The organism is Sulfurihydrogenibium yellowstonense SS-5 (genome assembly GCF_000173615.1).
In the GTDB taxonomy this organism is placed as follows: Bacteria; Aquificota; Aquificia; order Aquificales; family Hydrogenothermaceae; genus Sulfurihydrogenibium; species Sulfurihydrogenibium yellowstonense.
On the sequence record NZ_ABZS01000004.1, the window covers coordinates 1 to 18,844 of the forward strand.

Genomic DNA, 18,844 nt, shown 5'->3' on the forward strand with positions numbered 1-18,844 from the left:
TCAATATTATTAATTTCCATAGCTTTTTTTATGTCTGATGGTTTACCAAGTGAATCAAATGAAAACTGGGTATGAACATGGACTATAACGTTATATGTATATAGATTGTGAGAAGGTATACTATCTTCTTCTGCTTTATCTAATTTTAATACTTTAAATGGTCTAAATTCTAAGTATAGAATAAGCAAAATAAGAATGATTAAAAATTCTATCGTTTGAAACTCCTTTCCTAAAAAGTGGTTTTAATATTTTATCAAATCAGAAATGGAACATTACAGGGTTGTTAGGATCAAATTTAATATCATTTACGAATTAAAACTTCTTCATAATTCAAACAAAACAGCTGTCAAATACATCTCTTTAAACTTTGGAAGAAAAATTAGTGTTTTTTATACAATTAAAAAAGGATGGCATTCGAGCTTGAGTCCTTAAGATTACAGCAAAAGGTTGATCGATAGGCATTATAGGAAGTGTGATCTCATATACTATTCTGCAGCCGGCAAAGAATCTCTGTCCTATTATCTCTTACTTATCCAATGTAAGGACAATTCATGAATTGTCTCTACTTTCTTTCTCGCTATTTTAAAATTTTATTAAAGAAGGGATCCTTCGGACTTACGTCCTCAGGACAGCGTAATAAAGGTAGGCTTTAAAAAGACCTTAAATCTCATTATTTACTAATCCCTATAAAAAACATCTCTTGTGTAAACCTTTTCTCTCACATCATCTAAATCAGAGCTATATCTGTTAGCAAGGATAATGTCAGATTCTTTTTTTAATCTCTCTAAGGATACAACATCAAAATCCATAAACTTACTTTCCTTTAGTAAAGGTTCGAAAATTATAACTTGAACATCTTTTGCCCTTAAATACTCAATTATATCTATAATTGCAGCTTCTCTAAAATTATCTGAATCCGATTTCATCGTAAGTCTATAAACGCCAACGATTTTTGGGTTTAAGCTTATAATCCTTTCTGCTATATAGAATTTTCTTGCAATGTTTGATTCAATTGTAGCCTTGATTAAAAAGTGTGGTATTCCTTTTTCTAAGTAGTTAGCCATTAATTGTTTTGTATCTTTTGGTAAGCAGTAGCCCCCAAATCCAAAAGAAGGGTTATTATAGTGCATGCCTATTCTTGGGTCTAAGCATACCCCTTCTATGATTTCTTTAGAATTTAATCCATGGCTTTCAGCAAAAGTATCAAGCTCATTAAAAAATGCAACTCTCATGGCTAAGTATGTATTAGCAAAAAGCTTTATGCTTTCTGCTTCAGTAGAGCCTGTAAATAAAACCGGAACGTCTTTTTTTATAGCACCTTCTAACAATAGATTTGCAAACTCTTTTGCCCTCTCACTTTTTTCACCAACCACAATCCTTGAAGGATAGAGATTGTCATATAAAGCTTTACCTTCTCTTAAAAACTCAGGAGAAAAAATAATATTTTCTGTATTAAATTTTTTCTTAATGTTTTCTGTGTATCCAATAGGAATAGTAGATTTAATAACCATTACAGCATCAGGATTTATTGTTAAAACTTCTTTTATCACAGATTCTACTGATTTTGTATTAAAGTAGTTCGTAATAGGATCATAATCTGTAGGAGTTGCAATTATTACATACTTTGCATCTTTGTAAGCTTCCTGTGGGTCTATGGTAGCTTTTAGGTTTAAATTTTTAGTTGCCAAGTATTCTTGAATATCTTTATCTATAATTGGAGATTTTTTTTCATTGATTAACTTAACTTTTTGAGGGTCTATGTCTTTAATTACAACTTCATGGTTTTGGGCAAGCAAGATGGCATTAGATAATCCAACATAACCGGCACCTGCAACAGCTATTTTCATTAAATTTTTATCTCCTTTTTGATTATAACGTAATATAATTATAACAAATTCGAATTTATTATCATTGCAAAATATTTATTCTTTGCTATAATATCAAAATCTCATGAAATAAAGGAGCTTGGAATATGAACCTAACAATTGAAGAGTTTTTATCCTTAGCCCAAGATAAAGAGCTTTTTCCTATTATAGATAAAGTACTTAGCGAAAAAAGGCTAACTTCTGATGATGCTTTAAAGCTTTTTAATTCTACTGATATATTGACAATTGGATTTCTTGCAAATTACACAGCAGAAAAGAAAAACGGAAAATATGCCTATTTTGTGATAAATAGACAAATAAATCCAACAAACATCTGCGTTCTTGATTGTAAATTCTGTGCGTTTGCTCAGATGGATAAAAATGACCCAAAGGCTTATGAGATGAGTTATGAACAGATTTTAGAAAAGGCTAAACACGCAGTTGAGAATGGGGCATCAGAAGTTCATATAGTTGGCGGTCTTCATCCAGATTGGGATTTTGAAAAGTACTTGAATATAGTGTCGTTGATAAAGAAGAATTTGCCAAGCTTACATATAAAGGCGTTTACTGCTGTTGAGATAGATTATTTTTCTAAATTATCCGGTTTAAGCTATGAAGAAGTTTTAATAAAACTTAAAGAAGCCGGGCTTGGCAGCCTTCCGGGTGGCGGGGCAGAAATTTTTTCTCCGGATGTAAGAAGAATTATTGCACCTAAAAAATTAGGATACAAAAAATATTTAGAAATTCATAAGATAGCACATAAACTTGGATTGCATTCTACAACAACAATGTTGTACGGACATGTAGAAAGTTATAAAGATAGAGTTGACCATATGGAAAAAATAAGACAGCTTCAAGACGAAACAAACGGTTTTACCTGCTTTATACCTCTTGCATATCAACCTGAAAACAATGATTTACCGGTAAGCGATCACACTACAGGCATTGATGATTTAAAAACTATTGCAGTTGCAAGACTGTTTTTAGATAATATCCCACATATAAAGGCTTATTGGGTTATGATAGGAGAAAAAACAGCCCAGATAGCCTTAAACTTTGGGGCTGATGATATGGATGGAACTGTAATGGAAGAAAAGATAGCTCACTTTGCAGGCGCAAAATCTCCTACCCAGCAGCAAAAAGAAAAATTAATAAGACTTATTAAAGAAGCCGGAAAAATTCCTGTAGAGAGAGATACGCTGTATAACCATGTCAGAGTTTACGACTAAAAAATTAACTTTAAAGAATTATCTAATAGCATTTTTTGTTTTTATTTTGACGGCTATTGTTTTTGTTATTTCAATAGTTGCGATTCCGTATTTATTATTTTTAATACTAAAAATATTTTTTCTTAGCTTAGAGTTTACAGTTTTATTTGTTGTTTTCTTTTGGATTATAGCCATTGGTATAATTGCAATTTTAAGGCTTTTGGAATATAGTGAGAGGTAGGAAGTTAGATAAGGCTGCTTGCAAAAATCCACATCGTCAAACCGCAGCCGTTAAAGAACATAGATCTTTTTATTTCTCATTTATTTACTGTGTAAGACTGTTCCAAAAATCCAAACTGTCATTCTGAGCGAAGCGAAGAATCTCATTTTTCTTTTCAAATTAAAAAATCAAAAAAAGAGATCCTTCGGACTTACGTCCTCAGGATGACAAAATTAGAACACCTTCGAGCTGAGATATTAAATACTTTCTCACTTATTTAATTTTAGTGATGATGACCACCTGCTCCGTGAGCGTGTCCATGTAAAATTTCATCAGGTGTTGCTTCTCTTACATTAACAACTTCTATTTCAAATACAAGGTCTCTGCCAGCTAATGGATGGTTTAAATCTACAGTAACAGTGTTATCATCAAAATCTACAACTACCATATTGATGATTTGACCTTCCGGTGTTTGAGCTTGAAGTGGCAAACCTCTCTCAAGTTGAATACCTTGGAAGTATTCTCTTGGAACTTTTTGGATTAGGTTAGGGTCTGACGGACCGTAAGCTTCTTCTGCCGGAACTTCAATCGTTCTTTTTTCTCCCTCTTTCATGCCATACATTCTGCTTTCAAGACCTGGGATTATCTCTCCTACACCGGTTAAAAACGTTAGTGGTTGTCCTGCGCTTGCATCAATCACTTCTCCGGTTTCTTTGTCTTTGAGTGTGTACTCAAAAGAAACTACCTTTCTGTCTCCTACTTCCATACTAAAACTCCTTAAAAAATATTTAGTGCATCATGGCACTATATGGCAATTCTTAAATACAGACGAACTTTATTATTTCCCCCGTCTTTACTTAAGAATTTCCTCTAAGCTTGCTTCTTCTTTTTTATTTTTGTCCTTTAAAATATATACCTTTTTTCCTGAATTTTCAACTGTAATTAAAATCACGTTTTTGTATCCATTTTTAAAGGCAAAATCTATTGATAAATCAATATCTCTTTTTATTATGTCCCTTGCTACTGTGTATCCTTTTGTTCTTAAGTTTTTAGCTATATTATAGGCAAGTTTTTTATCTTCTGTTGTGTCAATTATGTAAAAATCTTTTTCATTTTTTATTTCTATTGTCTTTATGATATAGTCATAGATAGCTAATAGATCAAAAGCAAAGCCTGTGGCTGGATGATTTCCGTTATAATTGCTTAAAAGATTATCATACCTTCCGCCGTATCCAATTATCTTTGGAAAGTCTTTAATAAAGATTTCAAAAACGATTCCGGTATAGTAGCTAAACTCTCTTGGCTCACAAAGGTCAAAAACTATGTATTCATCAAGCTGGTATTCTTTAAGTATTTTATAAATTACTATCAATTCTTTTAAAGCATTTGAAATTTCTTCTATGTCTTCATATTCCTTTGCTAACTCTTTGAGTCTATCAGCTTTTATGTTTAATTTTGGTAAGTTTAAGATAAAATCTTTTATCTTATTGTTTACATCAAAATCTTTTAAAAATGCTTGTATATTGTAAATTTCGCGATTTTTTAGATATAAAAACAGCTCTTTTGTTTGGTCTTGTGAAAGATTTAGAATTTTCGTAATCGCTTTAAATATCTTCACATTGTTAACATCAATCTGAAAATTTTCTATGGAAAGTTTTTTTAAAGATGAGATAGCAATGGCTATTATTTCTGCGTCTGCTTCTATCTTATCAACGCCTATCAGCTCTACACCTATCTGTTTTTTTTCATAAAGATTGTCACCTTTTGGAACTACGTACCGAAAAACATCCCCTGTGTAGTAAAGTCTGACTGGAAATTCTTTTTCTTGTAAGGAAGCTATGTATCTTGCAATCTGAACTGTAAAGTCCGGTCTCAGAATTAAGGTTTCACCTTCGTATCTATCTACTAATCTAAAAGTATTTTTAAGTATTTCTTCATTTAAAACGTTTTTATGTGCATCATAGTATTCAAGAAGCGGAAGTATTACTTTTTCATACCCCCAAAGCTTAAAATTATCTTCTATACTTTTTTCAATCCAGCTTAAGATGAAACTTTCTTTTGGATTAAAAGTTCTTACGCCTTTTGGTAGGTCTATTTTCAAATCTTAAATCCTCTCTTTTTAAAGTGCATCTAATGCTGCAGCGAAGTAATCTCCAAGATAATAAGTATTATTAAGTTTGTAGAGTATAGGTCTTACTGTGTCGTAATCTAAAATTGAGTAAGAAGCATTATCGCATCCAAAAATCCAAAACTTATCCATATCTAAATTTAATCCGGCTGCAAGGCTTGCTCTTATTGGTACAGTATGAGATACGACCACAATCGTCTGGTTTTCATGATTTTCTAACGCATATTTTAAGAATTTTTTTACTCTGTTAAATACATCCTCTAAAGATTCACCATTTGGAAATTTGACTAAATGTGGTTCAAAAAGCCATTGTCTAAACATTTCCGGATATTTTTCTTTTACTTCTTCAACCAACAATCCAGACCAATCTCCATGGTCTATTTCTATAATATCTTCATTTTTGATAATTGGCAGGTTTAGCTCTTTGCTTATATACTCAGCTGTTTGGTAAGTTCTTTTTAATGGACTTGAGTATAAAGCTGTTGGATTATATTTTTTTAAAGCATTTGCTATCAATTTTGCTTGGTTATGTCCTCTTTCGCTAAGCTCTGGGTCTAATCTTCCTTGATATCTTCCTATTGGATTCCATAAACTTTCTGCATGTCTAACAAAAATTATTCTTACCACTTTGTTAGCTCCTTGTTATATGTTATTTAAATAAACTTCCTGTGCTTTTCTAACACCTTTTCCAAGCTCTACTTTGTAGCCCATTTTATTTAGCGTAATTTCAACAGCTGCGATAACTTCTATTATGTCAAGATAATCAAAGTATCCCATATGTGCTACTCTAAAAATCTTTCCTTTTAGATGGTCTTGTCCACCTGCAACTCTGATTCCTATTTTTAAAAGCTCTTTTCTAAATACATCAGCATCTAAACTTTCCGGTGTGAATACAGCAGTTGCAGAGTTTGAAGGACTTTCTGAAAGAAGCTTCAATCCAATCTCTTGTAATCCTTGTCTTGTCATCTCTGCAAGTATGTGATGTCTTTTCTCTAAATTATCTAAACCTTCATTTAAGATTAAATCCAAGCTTTCATTTAAAGCAACGATAAGATTTATAGCAGGTGTGTAAGCTGTTTGTCCTTTTGCCTGTTTTTTGCTTTCTGCTTTTACAGAGAAGTAATATTTTGGCAGTTTACTGCTTTCAAGTCTTTTTTCTGCTTTTTCACTGTAGTATAAGACAGATAAACCCGGTGGAAGCATTAGTGCTTTTTGACTACCTGTTATAAGAATATCAACTCCTATCTCTTCAGGATATACTTTATAAACACCTACAGAAGTAATTCCGTCAACTACCAATAAACAGTCTTCCAATGAATTACTAACCTGTGCTAAAAATTTTAGGTCATGGACTGTTGCTGTTGAAGTTTCTGAATGCTGAACCAAAATACCTTTTATGTCCGGATTTTTTTCTATTATTTTTTTTAGCTCTTCTTTATCGTAAGTTTTACCCCATTGGATTTGATAGTCTATAACATTTAAACCAAATGTATTTCCTAAGTCTCTCCATCGTTCCCCAAACTTTCCGGCATTTATGACTAAAACTTTATCTCCTTCATTGAAAAAATTAACGATAGATGCCTCCATTGCTCCAGTTCCGGAAGAGGCAAACATTAAAACATCTCTTTGTGTATTAAAAAGTTTTTGAAGTTTTTCTCTTGTTTGTAAAAATATATTTGTAAATTCTGGTGTTCTATGGTGGATTATTTGCTGTCCTAATGCTTTGATAACTTGCGGTGGAAGTGGTACCGGTCCGGGTGTAAAAAGTCTTTCTTTAATCAATCAATTCCTCCAAGAAAGTTTTAATAATATTTTAACACATACCCATGTTGTTTATATCAGGACTTAAATATAAGATTTATTGCTTGGTTGTAAAAAATAACGGGTTGATAAAATTTACAACTTAATTTTTGACTTTAATTTGACAGTACTTTATTAATTAAGAAACCTCCTCGCCCACGACAAGAAAAAATGGATTTTTGAATAGATATCATTGTATAAGCTAAAAGAAGTATGGGATAATATAATATAAGAAGTTAAAAATATACCTTAAGTAAGAAATTAGGTAGAAGTAAGAGATTCTTCGCTTCGCTCAGAATGACATCTGAGGCTACCTTTCCTCTAATGCTTATCATTCAACCTTTCTCTGTAATCCTTAGGACGTAAGTCCGAAGGATCTCTTTTTTTGATTTGAAAAGAAAAAACATGAGATTCTTCGCTTCGCTCAGAATGACAGTTTGAATTTTTGGAACAGTCTTTGGCTAAAATTTGGGAACAGTAGCTATATTAAGTTATAATAAATTATTTTAAAAATCATAAGTAGGAGCTTTAAAACTTGAAAATAACGGTTGAGTACAGAAACAACAAAATAGAGCTTGAGTTTGAAAGCAGTAAAGTAAAAGCAAAAGATATTCTAAAAAAGCTAAATCTATCAAGAGATTATGCTTTTTGTAGTCAAAAACGATGAAATAGTTGATTTAGATGAGTATATAACTGAGTCAGATAAAGTTAAAGTTATCAATGCAATTTCTGGAGGAAAGTTTTGAGAAAATGTTATAAATGTGATAAAAAAGCACAGGTTTATCTTCCACAGCATAGATTAGCATTCTGTAAAGACCACTATTTAGAATGGTTTGACAACAGAGTTGAGAAAACAATCAAAGAATTTAAAATGTTTGACAAAAACAGTAAAATCTTAGTAGCTGTATCAGGCGGTAAAGATAGTTTGTCTTTATGGAATGCTCTTGCAAAGCTTGGATACAACGTAGATGGTTTTTATATAAATCTTGGAATAGGAGATTATTCTCAAAAGTCTAAGGAATTGGCTTTAAAATTCGCAAAAAAGATAGGAAAAACTCTTAATATTGTTGAGCTTAAAGATGAGATAGCAACCATTCCGGAGATGAAAACATACGACAACAGACCAGCCTGCTCCATCTGTGGAACGATCAAAAGATACTTTATGAACAAAAAAGCCAAAGAACTTGGATATAACATAATAGCAACAGGACACAACTTAGATGATGAAGCAGCAGTTTTATTTTCTAACACTTTAAATTGGAGCATTGAATACCTAAAAAGACAATATCCTGTATTAAAAGAAGAAAACGGATTTATAAGAAAAGTAAAGCCTTTATGTAAAATATCAGAGAAAGAAAGTGCCATTTATGCTATTTTATCAGGCATTGAGTATATAGAAGAAGAATGTCCATACTCAGTAGGAGCAACTTCTATTGACTATAAGTTATTTTTATCACAACTTGAAGAAAAAAGTCCAGGCACAAAATTAAGATTTTATTCAGAATTTCTAAGAAAAATGTATCCAATCCTTCAAAGTTATGAAGAAAAGGTAGAGCTTGGAAGGTGTGAAATCTGCGGAGAGCCGTCTATGAATAGAATTTGTTCATATTGCAGTTTAAAGATGAAACTACAAGCAAAAAAGGAGAAAACTGTATGAAACTATTGGCACCATCTATTTTATCAGCAGATTTTTCCATTCTTGGACAGCAAATAAAAGAAGTAGAAGAAGCAGGAGCTGATATAATTCATTTGGATATAATGGATGGTCGCTACGTTCCAAACATAACATTTGGACCACCGGTGGTTGAATCTATCAGGAAAATAACAGACCTGCCATTCGATGCACATCTCATGATAGTTGAGCCAGAAAAATACATAACGGATTTTATAAAAGCGGGAGTAAATATGATATCTTTTCACATGGATGCAACCATACATGCCCATAGGGTTGTTGATATGATTAAATCTAACGATGTAAAAGCCGGAGTAGTTTTAAACCCAGCAACGCCTGTTAAAACTTTAGAAGAAATTATTCATTATATAGATTATGTTCTTATAATGTCAGTTAATCCGGGGTTTGGTGGTCAAAAGTTTATTCCACAAACAGCAGAAAAGGTTAAAAAATTAAAACTGCTAATGGAAAAGGCAAACAGAACAGATATATTAATCGAAATAGACGGCGGAGTTAATCAAGATAATATAAACTATTTATCTATGCTTGGGGTAAATATTTTTGTAGCCGGAAATGCTGTATTTAAAGGAAACATTAAAGAGAATGTTGTTAATTTAAAAAGGGGGATGTTAGGATGTTTAAGTTAACAAAATTTCTTTTACCAACCTTAGTTTTATCAAGCTTATTGATAGGATACCAACAAGAAGTAAATGGAGTCGATTTAAAACATCAACAGGAAGTTAAAAGAAACGACATGAATCAGCAACAAGTTAAGAGAAGCGATGAAAACGATAAAGTTGTATTTACTTTTAAAAGCATAAAAAAAGACAAAGATAATTTAAGTATCAAATATCCTGTTTTTGAAGGAGAGGCTTTCAAAGATATAAATGATTTCATAAATAAAGAAGTGAAGGAATTTATGAATGATTATAATGAAGAAAGAAAATTAGCAAAAGAATTGGCCAAAGATGGTATTCCGTATATAATAAATTTTTATTTAGACATAAAACCACACATAATAGATAAAGAAGTGATAAATTTAAAAGAATCTATATATGTTAATGCAGGTGGAGCACATGGATGGTCAGGGGAATATTGGACAGTATTCGTAAAAGATGAAAATCAAAAAAAGTACGTCCAGATTAATTTATCCGATGTTATGAACTTGGATAAAAAATGTGAAAAAAATTTGAAACAAGCAATGTATAAAAAATTGAAAAAAGAAGGTCTGTATTATCCAGATTTTGTATTAAATGAAGATTTAAAAAAACTAGACAATTTCTATTTAGATAAAAAAGGTATGGTATTTGTCCTTAATCTGGCAGATTTTGGCTTTTCACGTTATGATGGAATATCCTTGGTTAAAATACCATACAGTTTTCCTTGTATTAAAAAAGACGGTATAATCAAAAAATTTTTAGACCAACAAGGAGTTAAAAATGGATTATAAAATCAGAATATGGCCAGACCCAATTTTAAAAGAGCCAACAAAAGAAGTAGATTTTTTTGATGAAAGATTACAAGAATATATAAATAAAATGTGGGAATTTATGTATAAAGAAGAAGGCGTTGGACTTGCTGCAAATCAAATTGGCATTCCATATCAAATCTTAGTTATTGATACATCTTTAAGAGAAAACAGAAGTGAAGAAGAGACAGAACCACCAGTAAAGATGGTTTTAATAAATCCAAAAATTGTTGAAAAAGAAGGAGAAGTCCAATCAACGGAAGGTTGTTTAAGCTTTCCGGGTGTTCAAATTACAATCCCAAGAGCGAAAAGGGTTAAAGTAGTTGGCAAAAATGAAAAAGGTGAAGATGTAGAGATAGAAAGCTCGGAGTTTTTAGCTATTGTACTTCAGCATGAGATAGACCATCTAAACGGCATTCCATTTATAAATTATCTTTCACCATTAAAAAGAAAGCTTGTGTTAGATAAATACTTAAAATCTTTGAAAGAGCTTGAAAAAGCTTAAGGAGAGATTATGTTTCCAGACTTAATCAGTATTGGTGGTATCACTATACATACATACGGCGTTTTAACAGCTATTGGTCTTATAGTTGGTTTTTATGTTGGACTTTATCATGCTAAAAAAGAGGGTATAAATGAGAAAGATTATGAAAATGCTTTTATTCTTATAGTCTTAGGTGGTATTGTAGGAGCAAGAATTGCTTATATAATAGAGCATAGAGAAGATTTTACTTCATTTTTAGATTTTTTCGCAATTTGGAATGGTGGAATTGATTGGTTTGGTGGCTTTTTGGGTGGTTTAGCAGCAGCTATACTGTTTTTAAAATATAAAAACATATCAATACTAAAGTTTGGTGATGTGGCGGGTGTTTCTATACCAATAGGACACTTTTTTGGAAGGCTTGGATGTACATCTGCAGGTTGTTGCTATGGAAAGCCGGTTCCGCCGGATTCACCATTAAGAGATATTGCAATCATTTTTCCAAATAATCCACACTGTTTAGCACCAAAAGGCATACCACTTTATCCAACTCAGCCGGCGGAAGCGATAGGAAATCTCTTAATCTTTGCCATTTTATTTTTCACATACAAAAAAAAGGCGTTTGACGGACAGATTTTATCTTTGTATCTTATACTTTATGGATCTTTAAGATTCTTATTAGAATTTTGGAGAGGAGTAACACCACCTCTGCCATACATAGGTCTAACTTGGAATCAGATAATTACTTTATCAATGGTGTTGTCAGGAATAGCTTTATTTTTTTATATGAAGAAAAAATATGCGAAATCTGTATGACCTTTTTCAAAAAAAAGTATTTAACATTGAGCCGGGATTAGAAAGGATAAAATCAGCGCTAAAAGAATTTAGTAATCCGGAGAAAAATTTTAAATCTATTCTTGTAGCAGGGACAAACGGCAAAGGTTCAACGTCAGCATATTTGGAGAGTCTATTTAGACACTATGGCTACAAAACAGGACTGTTTACATCTCCCCATCTGATAAGAGAAAATGAAAGATGGCAGATAGACAGAAAGGAGATTGACGATAAAAAATTACAAAATTACATCAATGAACTAAAACCAATCATAGAAAAATACAATCTTACATATTTTGAAGCATGCACACTTCTAGCTTTTAAATACTTTTCTGATGAAAAGGTGGATATTGCGGTTGTAGAGGTTGGCCTTGGTGGAAGGTGGGACTCGACGAATGTTTTAGAGCCGGAGATTTCAGTTATTACAAATGTATCCTTTGACCATATGCACATACTCGGAAACACACTTTTAGATATAGCCTATGAAAAAACAGGCATTACAAGGCAAGATAAACCAGCTGTAATAGGAAGAAACCAACCAGAAATTATCCATTGGCTTAAAGAAAGAAAGATAAAAGAGTATTACGTCAAAGATATAGACTACTTTGTAAAAGAGATAGATTTTAATAAATACGATTACAAATTTAAAAAGCATATCTTTGAAAATTTAGAAATATCAATGCTTGGAAAAAGACAGTTAGAAAATTCAAGCTTAGCGCTAACAACTTTCCTGCTATTTTTAGACAAGAACAACCAACCGGTTGTTGAAAACATAATAAGAAAAGCACTCTACAACACAAAATGGAAAGGAAGGATGGAAATTATCAGCAAAAATCCTTTTATCATAATCGACGGAGCACATAACGAAGAGGGACTTATAAAAACATTTCAAGAAATAAAAGAAATCTTTCCAAATAAAAAGATTTTTACCATCTTCTCATTCATGAAAGACAAAGACACAGAAAAAATGATAAATATAATCAAGCAAAACAGTGATTTCTACATAGCTATAACAATGCCATTTTCAAGAGCAATGACAGCAGAAGATTTTAAAAATGTTGGTATTAAAAATGTAAAAGAGAATCATTTAGAAGCAGTTAAAGAGCTTAAAAACAGTGTAGATAAAGATACAATAATATTAATCACAGGTTCGTTATACTTAATAGGAGAGATCTTAAAAGATGGATGGAATACTTTTAGTAAATAAGCCAAAGTTTATAACTTCAAACGATTTGGTGATAAAGATAAAGAAACATCTTAATGAAAAAATGGGTCACACAGGCACACTTGATTATGCAGCATCAGGCTTGATGGTTTTAACAGTAGGACAAGGAACAAAAATAACTCAGTATTTACAAAAACTTGATAAGCAGTACATTGCAGAAGGAAAACTTGGAGAAATTACAGACACATACGATAGCCAAGGTAAGATAATAGAGACAAAACCTGTTGAGATTGATGAAGAAAAGTTAAAAGAGATAATTTTTTCTTTTGTAGGAGAATACTTACAGACGCCGCCGCCGTATTCATCAAAAAGGATAGGTGGAACAAGGGCTTACAAACTTGCAAAAAAAGGAGTAGAAGTTCAGCTAAAACCTGTCTTAGTGAAAATATACAGCATAGAAATCTTAGAGATAAACCTACCATACTTTAAAATAAAAGTTGACTGTTCTTCAGGTACTTATATTAGAAGCTTAATAAAGGATATTGGAGACAAAGCAGGCTGTGGAGCTTACATGACAGATTTAGTTAGAACTAAAATCGGACAGTTTGATTTAAAAGATGCTTTATCTTTTGAAGAAATTTTAAAGAAAAATCCAAACCAGATAAAGTTAATCAGCCTAAAAGATGCATTATACTTCTTGCCGAAAATTAAACTAAATCAAGATTATGAAAAAAGATTTAAACATGGACAAAGATTGATAGTTGACTGTATGGAATCAAAAGATGTAAAGGTTTTAAATGAAAAGCACGAGCTGATAGGAATAGGAGAGATAAAAGAATGTGTTTTAAAGCCAAAGATAGTTTTGGCTAGAAGTGAGAATTGACAAGTATTTTTAAACTTTACACAGAGAATGCTCTAAAATTTTTGGAAAATTACTTTTAAAACCTTGGGTGAGAAATTAGCAGTTTTTTTAAAATTTAAAAATGAGATCCTTCGGCCTTACGGCCTCAGGATGACGGAGAAAACGAAAGCATGTTAACAATTATCTTATTTGTCATTCTGAGCGAAGCGAAGAATCTCATGTTTTTGTTGAATTTCTCATCCGACGTATTACTTTTAAAGTGTTCTAAAATTCTCGTAAGCTTGCCCGTTTCATCTTGAGAACGTAAGTCTGAATGATCTCCTCTATTTTACATATCACTTACTTAGTATATATATCCATCACGAACTTCACTATTTTGTCCTTCAATGGTAAAGATTTCATTACTTCTTTTTTTAATTTATCAAATTCTTCTTTAAATTCTGCATACTCCGGCTCTTTTAAAATAAGTTCTAATTGGTCTGTCATTTCTAAAGCTTCTTTATAATTTTTATTTTCTAAAAGTTCTTTAACAGCTTTCATGATAACCGGAATATATTCTTTTTCTATTTTAAGATTGTAATCAATCTGTAAACCTTTTATAAAATTTTCTGCTGCTTCAATATTATTGCCTTCCTTAGCTTTTTGTTTTCCTATCTCAAAGTAGTACTTTGCCATATCGATGAAATAACTAATCTCTTCCGGAACTAAAATTATTGCCTTTTTCAAGTTTTCTATCGCTTCCTGGTAATTTCCAAGATTTGCCAAGGCATGTGCTTTATAAACGTAAGCATCTACAAAATACTTATTTTTCTCTATTGTCTTATTAAATTGCTCAATAGCTAACTGATATTTACCGGCGTTATAAAAAATTTTACCAAGAGAGTAATAGTATCTATCATCTCCTTCTTGGTGAGAAACTTTTTCGAGATATTTCATTGCTTTCTCATCATTACCGGATATAAGCTCTATCTGTGCAAGAAGAGAATAAGCTTCTTTTAATTTTGGATTTAACTGGATTGCTTTTTCTAAATCTTTTTTAGCTTCTTCAAACTCTCCTTTTTGTATATAAACTTTACCTCTTTCAAAATATGCATCTGCATAATCTGGTTTTAATCTAATTGCTTCTGAAAGTTCAACGATTGCGACTTCTAAACTTTCTTGATTTAGGTCATGGGTTGCAACTTTACCTCTCCAATAATGAACCTCTGGAATTTCTGGGTCTAACAAAATAGCTTCGTCTAATAAAGTAATTGCCATCTCAAAATTTTCATTTTCATAATGATAAATAGCTTTGTTTAATAGATGGTAAGCTTCACTTGCAACACTCATTTTAAATACCTCTAAAATTTATGATACTATTTATTATAATGCTTTTTTAAAAATAATGATGAAAAAAGTGATAAAAATCATAAAAGATAACAAATATGTAAAGTTTGCTATAAAAGTTTTTCTAAATCTTACTTCAGTATTTATTTTTTTATCAATCATAATCTTAATTTTTTTATATGCGATTTCTAACTATAGATTAATCCTTAATCAGTTTGGAATTTTTATAGAAGATGATTGCAATTTAACGAAAAATCAATTTTATTGTAACTATATAAAAATAACAGATAAAAAAGAATTTGACGTTAACTTAGAAAAAGTCGGCGGGACATTTAATCTAAGAAGTTTATTTAACACAAAAGCCATCTTAGACCTTGACATTGAAAATCTAAAAGGCACATACATAAATGATCTAAAAGCTCCTCCATCTAAAAAGATTGATGAAATTTTTTACACTTACCTAATCACTAACTATGTATCGGTAAACATAAAGAATGGTGAATTTTTGGTCAAGAACATAGAAGAAAATGCAGATTTGAACATAAAGAATATAAGCTTGTACAATATTGGTAATGACATTTATGTTAAAAATGATGTTTCTGTAGATTATTTAAAGTCAGGAAAAACTTATAATTTCATCATAAAAAATCAATCAAATAATCCGGCTTTGACTTTGTATCCAAATAAACTAATCTCAAAAAATATATCTATTACAACATCTTACCTTAAACCGGAAAATCCAAGCTTATTGATAAAAAAGCTAATTTTAAACGATGACAAAACTTTTAAGATAGATGCAAATCTTAAAGCGTCAAATCTTGTTTATGAGAGTATCAACCTTATAAATCTTAATGCTGATTTAAACATAGAAAAAAAGAAAGATGTAAAAATTTCTTTTAATGGAAATGTTGCAAAGATATTACGCGAAAATATAAGCGTTGTTAATCAAAAGTTTGATGGAGAATTAGAGTTAATTGAAAAAGACGAAAAAACTTTCTTAAAAGTTAGGTTGAAAAGCAGCGTTAATAATCTGATTGCTGATAATATATCATTTGGGGAGTTGAATTTAGATTTAAAATTTGATTATGATAAATCTCAAAAAATTACTGGGAGATTAAGCTCAAATTTTGCGAATGGAAGTATTGACTTTAACGAAAAAAGACTAATTTTAGACTTAAATACTTCATCAATTAAAAATGTTTTATCTCTGTTAAAACATAAAGATGAAATCATTAGCTCTATTGACGGCTCAGCTAATTTAAAGATCGATTATCCATTAGACTCTAAAATCTTAAAATTTGAGATAAAATCAAACAATCCAACATTTTTAGGCTTTAAATATGAATCATTAAGCGGTAGTGGTAATGTAGACTTAAAAAATTATGGTGTGTCATTTTCTGGAAACTCCTTTTCAAAGACTTCAAAATTAGATTTTAGCGGAAGTGTAAATCAGTTTAATTCAGAAAATCTAAACTTTAAAGTTGGTTTATCATTTGATAATGCTGTTCTTGAAAATCTAATGTTTTTAAAAGATATCCCAATCAAAGGAGTAGTTAATGGTAGCGGTGTAATTTCCGGAAATTTAAAATCTTTCGAAATAAATCTAAATGGATTGGCCAAATCTTTTAGCTACGAAGAGATTAATCTAAACAATGTTAATTATTCATTAAAATTCAAAGATAAAAATCTAACTGTAAATGGAAATTATCAAAGCAGTCTTAATTATGTTGTTAATGCCGATTTGAATAAAAATAAAACGGAAATAAACCTTGTGCTTAAAGATTTTGACCTATCTCCTGTATATCCATTCTTGAAAAAGAATGTTGAAATCTTAAATAGATTTAATGTGCATAAATCTTCAGGAAATATTGGTATATCTATTGAAAATAAGCAGTGGAATGTAAAGTTAGACTTACAAGATATAAAAGCTCAAGAAAAGGAATTTAATATACCTTTAAACATTAAACTTTCTGGAATAATAACGGAAAAATTAAAAGATTTAAAAATAACAGCTGGGGCAAATAAGTTTAATTTCAAAGATTACTTTATAGACGATTTAAATTTAGACCTAAAACTTTTAAATGATAGGTTGAATTATTCACTGAAAATAAATTCAAGTAATCTAAATGAAAAATTCAAAAACCTTAGCCTTTTAGCAGATGGATTATATTCAATTTCAGAAAATAAGATAAACGGAAATCTATCTTCAAGCTTAAATATACCAAATGGAAAGCTAGCTTTTAGCGGAAGAATTTCTGGCGGATTAGATAAATATGACGGTAGCTTAAAAATATCCATTTTAAAAGACGGTAAAGAAACAGTCATAAATCCAAAAATAAGTGGAGGCAAAGACAAATTAGTCGCAAATATTAACGGATTAAATTATGAAATAAATAAAAGAATTAAACTTATTGCTGGTGATGGAATATTAATCGTCAACTTTAATAAGGATGATTTTTCAAAAAGTAGCGGAATAATAGAAATAAAAGATTTTGAAATAAAGGAAAATGAACTTTCTTTAATAAAGCTAAAGGAATTAAAAGGGATTGTTAAAGATAAAAGCATTCAGTTTTCAAACCTATACTTTGAAGGCATCGCCAAAGGCTATATAAACAAAATCATTTATAATCTTGACAATGAAATGTTAGATGTTTCAGTAAAAGGTGAACTTGATAAAAGGTATATCTCTCAGTTTTTAAAGTACGTGGTCTTAGACGGTAATGTTAGTTTTGTTTATGGGTACAATGGAAAGATTGATAAGATTTTAGAAAATAGTGAATTAAATCTAATTGGTAAAAATATGACCCTAAAAACTCCTTATATATCAAATATCGTTAGTATAGATAAGTTTAGCATCAAGATGAAAGATCTGTTATATGTTGACATAAAGGGAAATACAAGGTCTACTTTTGGAGATAGTTATATCCAAATAAATGGAAATATAAACCCTGACGCTAAAATAGGAGATGTTAAGATAACTTCTCAGGTTCTGCCGGTTAAATATCAAAATATATTTAACGGTGTTTTAAATACAAATACAGATGTAAAAATTGAAAAAGATAAAATCATTATAAACAGCTTAAATCAAACAACAGGAAAAATAAAAATTGAGCCTGAATTCTTTACGAAAGAATCAAAAGAAGAAAAGCCTGAATTTTTGAAAAATATAAATTTAAACGTAAAAATCAATACTTTTTCTCCTATTTTTGTAGAAGGAAGCTGGGGAAAAGTTTATGCAGAAGGTAAATTAGATATCACAGGAACGGCATATAATCCAATCATAAACGGAAATATAAGAATCAATTATGGGAAGGTTGACTTTTTAAAAGTAAAATACAACGTTGATTATGTTGATTTAAAAATAATAAACAATAAAGCCTATGTAAACGGAAGATTATCAACGCAAGTATCCGGAACTTATATTTATGTAAATATATCAGGACCGGCTGAAAATATAAAATATGATTTCTTCTCGACCCCGCCGAAATCAAAAGATGAAATACTTACTTTGCTATTAATAAAACAAACACCTGAGCAGTTAGCATCAAGCGGTCTATTTAATATTCTTGGTGGTGTTGCAAAAATTTTATCCCCGTTTAAAGAAGAGAGTGAAGGATCTGGACTGTTTGGAACAGGGTTTAACGTAAATGTTATTCCATCTTACAACCCTACACAAGGTATTACGTTTAACGTTTATGTACAAAAATACCTTACAAGAAAAATATATATAGGCTTATCAAGACCTGTTGGAAACACTTTGAATACTTTTGGTTGGTATGAAGGTGGATATAGATTCACAGAAAGAAGTTACTTTT

Annotated in this window: 18 protein-coding genes and 1 pseudogene; 11 read left to right on the forward strand and 8 right to left on the reverse strand. The window is 30.7% G+C overall.

The window, feature by feature from the left end; all coding sequences use genetic code 11:
• A pseudogene (locus SULYE_RS00315) lies at positions 1–188 on the reverse strand (PHP domain-containing protein); the annotation flags it as partial.
• Positions 189–677: 489 nt separating this feature from the next.
• A complete protein-coding gene (locus SULYE_RS00320; RefSeq protein ID WP_007545437.1) occupies positions 678–1,847 on the reverse strand; it encodes a nucleotide sugar dehydrogenase in 1,170 nt (389 codons plus the stop codon).
• Between the two features lie 125 nt (positions 1,848–1,972).
• Here SULYE_RS00320 and mqnE point away from each other — a divergent pair, with 125 nt between their 5' ends.
• Entirely contained in the window at positions 1,973–3,094 is a 1,122-nt protein-coding gene (gene mqnE, locus SULYE_RS00325) for an aminofutalosine synthase MqnE (protein WP_007545439.1), read from the forward strand.
• Positions 3,095–3,112: 18 nt separating this feature from the next.
• Here mqnE and SULYE_RS08145 read toward each other — a convergent pair whose 3' ends face one another.
• From SULYE_RS08145 to SULYE_RS00350, 5 genes are all read right to left on the reverse strand, one after another.
• Complete coding sequence (locus SULYE_RS08145) at positions 3,113–3,268, reverse strand: hypothetical protein (RefSeq protein ID WP_007545441.1); 156 nt, start codon at positions 3,266–3,268, stop codon at positions 3,113–3,115.
• A gap of 308 nt (positions 3,269–3,576) precedes the next feature.
• Complete coding sequence (locus tag SULYE_RS00335; protein ID WP_007545443.1) at positions 3,577–4,059, reverse strand: FKBP-type peptidyl-prolyl cis-trans isomerase; 483 nt, start codon at positions 4,057–4,059, stop codon at positions 3,577–3,579.
• Positions 4,060–4,146: 87 nt separating this feature from the next.
• A complete protein-coding gene (gene hisZ / locus SULYE_RS00340) occupies positions 4,147–5,394 on the reverse strand; it encodes an ATP phosphoribosyltransferase regulatory subunit (RefSeq protein WP_007545444.1) in 1,248 nt (415 codons plus the stop codon).
• A gap of 18 nt (positions 5,395–5,412) precedes the next feature.
• Positions 5,413–6,048 (reverse strand): phosphoserine phosphatase PspA, encoded by a 636-nt coding sequence (pspA, locus tag SULYE_RS00345; protein ID WP_007545446.1) that lies wholly within the window; start codon positions 6,046–6,048, stop codon positions 5,413–5,415.
• Between the two features lie 15 nt (positions 6,049–6,063).
• Entirely contained in the window at positions 6,064–7,203 is a 1,140-nt protein-coding gene (locus SULYE_RS00350) for a pyridoxal-phosphate-dependent aminotransferase family protein (RefSeq protein ID WP_007545447.1), read from the reverse strand.
• A 553-nt stretch (positions 7,204–7,756) separates the two neighbouring features.
• On the opposite strand from SULYE_RS00350, the gene SULYE_RS08625 reads away from it, so the two are divergent.
• From SULYE_RS08625 to truB, 9 genes are read left to right on the forward strand one after another with little or no spacing between them, the layout of a single operon-like run.
• The gene (locus SULYE_RS08625) at positions 7,757–7,888 is read left to right on the forward strand and encodes a hypothetical protein (protein WP_007545448.1); all 132 of its coding nucleotides are present in this window, start codon (positions 7,757–7,759) and stop codon (positions 7,886–7,888) included.
• Positions 7,863–7,967 carry a MoaD/ThiS family protein gene (locus tag SULYE_RS08695; RefSeq protein ID WP_343122137.1) on the forward strand — a complete coding sequence of 35 codons (105 nt, stop codon included), beginning with the start codon at positions 7,863–7,865 and terminating at the stop codon, positions 7,965–7,967. Before SULYE_RS08625 ends, SULYE_RS08695 begins: the two co-directional genes overlap by 26 nt.
• On the forward strand, positions 7,964–8,878 hold the full coding sequence (locus tag SULYE_RS00360) for a TIGR00269 family protein (RefSeq protein WP_007545449.1): 915 nt from the start codon (positions 7,964–7,966) through the stop codon (positions 8,876–8,878). Before SULYE_RS08695 ends, SULYE_RS00360 begins: the two co-directional genes overlap by 4 nt.
• Positions 8,875–9,540, forward strand: a complete 666-nt coding sequence (rpe, locus tag SULYE_RS00365) for a ribulose-phosphate 3-epimerase (protein WP_007545450.1) — start codon at positions 8,875–8,877, stop codon at positions 9,538–9,540. Before SULYE_RS00360 ends, rpe begins: the two co-directional genes overlap by 4 nt.
• Positions 9,528–10,343 (forward strand): DUF3298 and DUF4163 domain-containing protein, encoded by an 816-nt coding sequence (locus tag SULYE_RS00370; protein WP_007545451.1) that lies wholly within the window; start codon positions 9,528–9,530, stop codon positions 10,341–10,343. The genes rpe and SULYE_RS00370 overlap by 13 nt, the downstream gene beginning before the upstream one ends.
• The gene (def, locus tag SULYE_RS00375) at positions 10,333–10,866 is read left to right on the forward strand and encodes a peptide deformylase (RefSeq protein ID WP_007545452.1); all 534 of its coding nucleotides are present in this window, start codon (positions 10,333–10,335) and stop codon (positions 10,864–10,866) included. Before SULYE_RS00370 ends, def begins: the two co-directional genes overlap by 11 nt.
• A gap of 9 nt (positions 10,867–10,875) precedes the next feature.
• Entirely contained in the window at positions 10,876–11,658 is a 783-nt protein-coding gene (gene lgt, locus SULYE_RS00380) for a prolipoprotein diacylglyceryl transferase (protein ID WP_007545453.1), read from the forward strand.
• The gene (locus SULYE_RS00385; RefSeq protein ID WP_007545454.1) at positions 11,642–12,883 is read left to right on the forward strand and encodes a bifunctional folylpolyglutamate synthase/dihydrofolate synthase; all 1,242 of its coding nucleotides are present in this window, start codon (positions 11,642–11,644) and stop codon (positions 12,881–12,883) included. Before lgt ends, SULYE_RS00385 begins: the two co-directional genes overlap by 17 nt.
• Positions 12,858–13,724: a tRNA pseudouridine(55) synthase TruB gene (gene truB / locus SULYE_RS00390; protein ID WP_007545455.1), complete on the forward strand. Its 867-nt coding sequence runs from the start codon at positions 12,858–12,860 to the stop codon at positions 13,722–13,724. The genes SULYE_RS00385 and truB overlap by 26 nt, the downstream gene beginning before the upstream one ends.
• 318 nt (positions 13,725–14,042) lie before the next feature.
• On the opposite strand, the gene SULYE_RS00395 is transcribed toward truB, so the two are convergent.
• The gene (locus SULYE_RS00395; RefSeq protein WP_007545456.1) at positions 14,043–15,032 is read right to left on the reverse strand and encodes a tetratricopeptide repeat protein; all 990 of its coding nucleotides are present in this window, start codon (positions 15,030–15,032) and stop codon (positions 14,043–14,045) included.
• A 55-nt stretch (positions 15,033–15,087) separates the two neighbouring features.
• On the opposite strand from SULYE_RS00395, the gene SULYE_RS00400 reads away from it, so the two are divergent.
• The coding region (locus tag SULYE_RS00400; protein WP_007545457.1) for a translocation/assembly module TamB domain-containing protein at positions 15,088–18,844 on the forward strand (3,757 nt) is incomplete at its 3' end.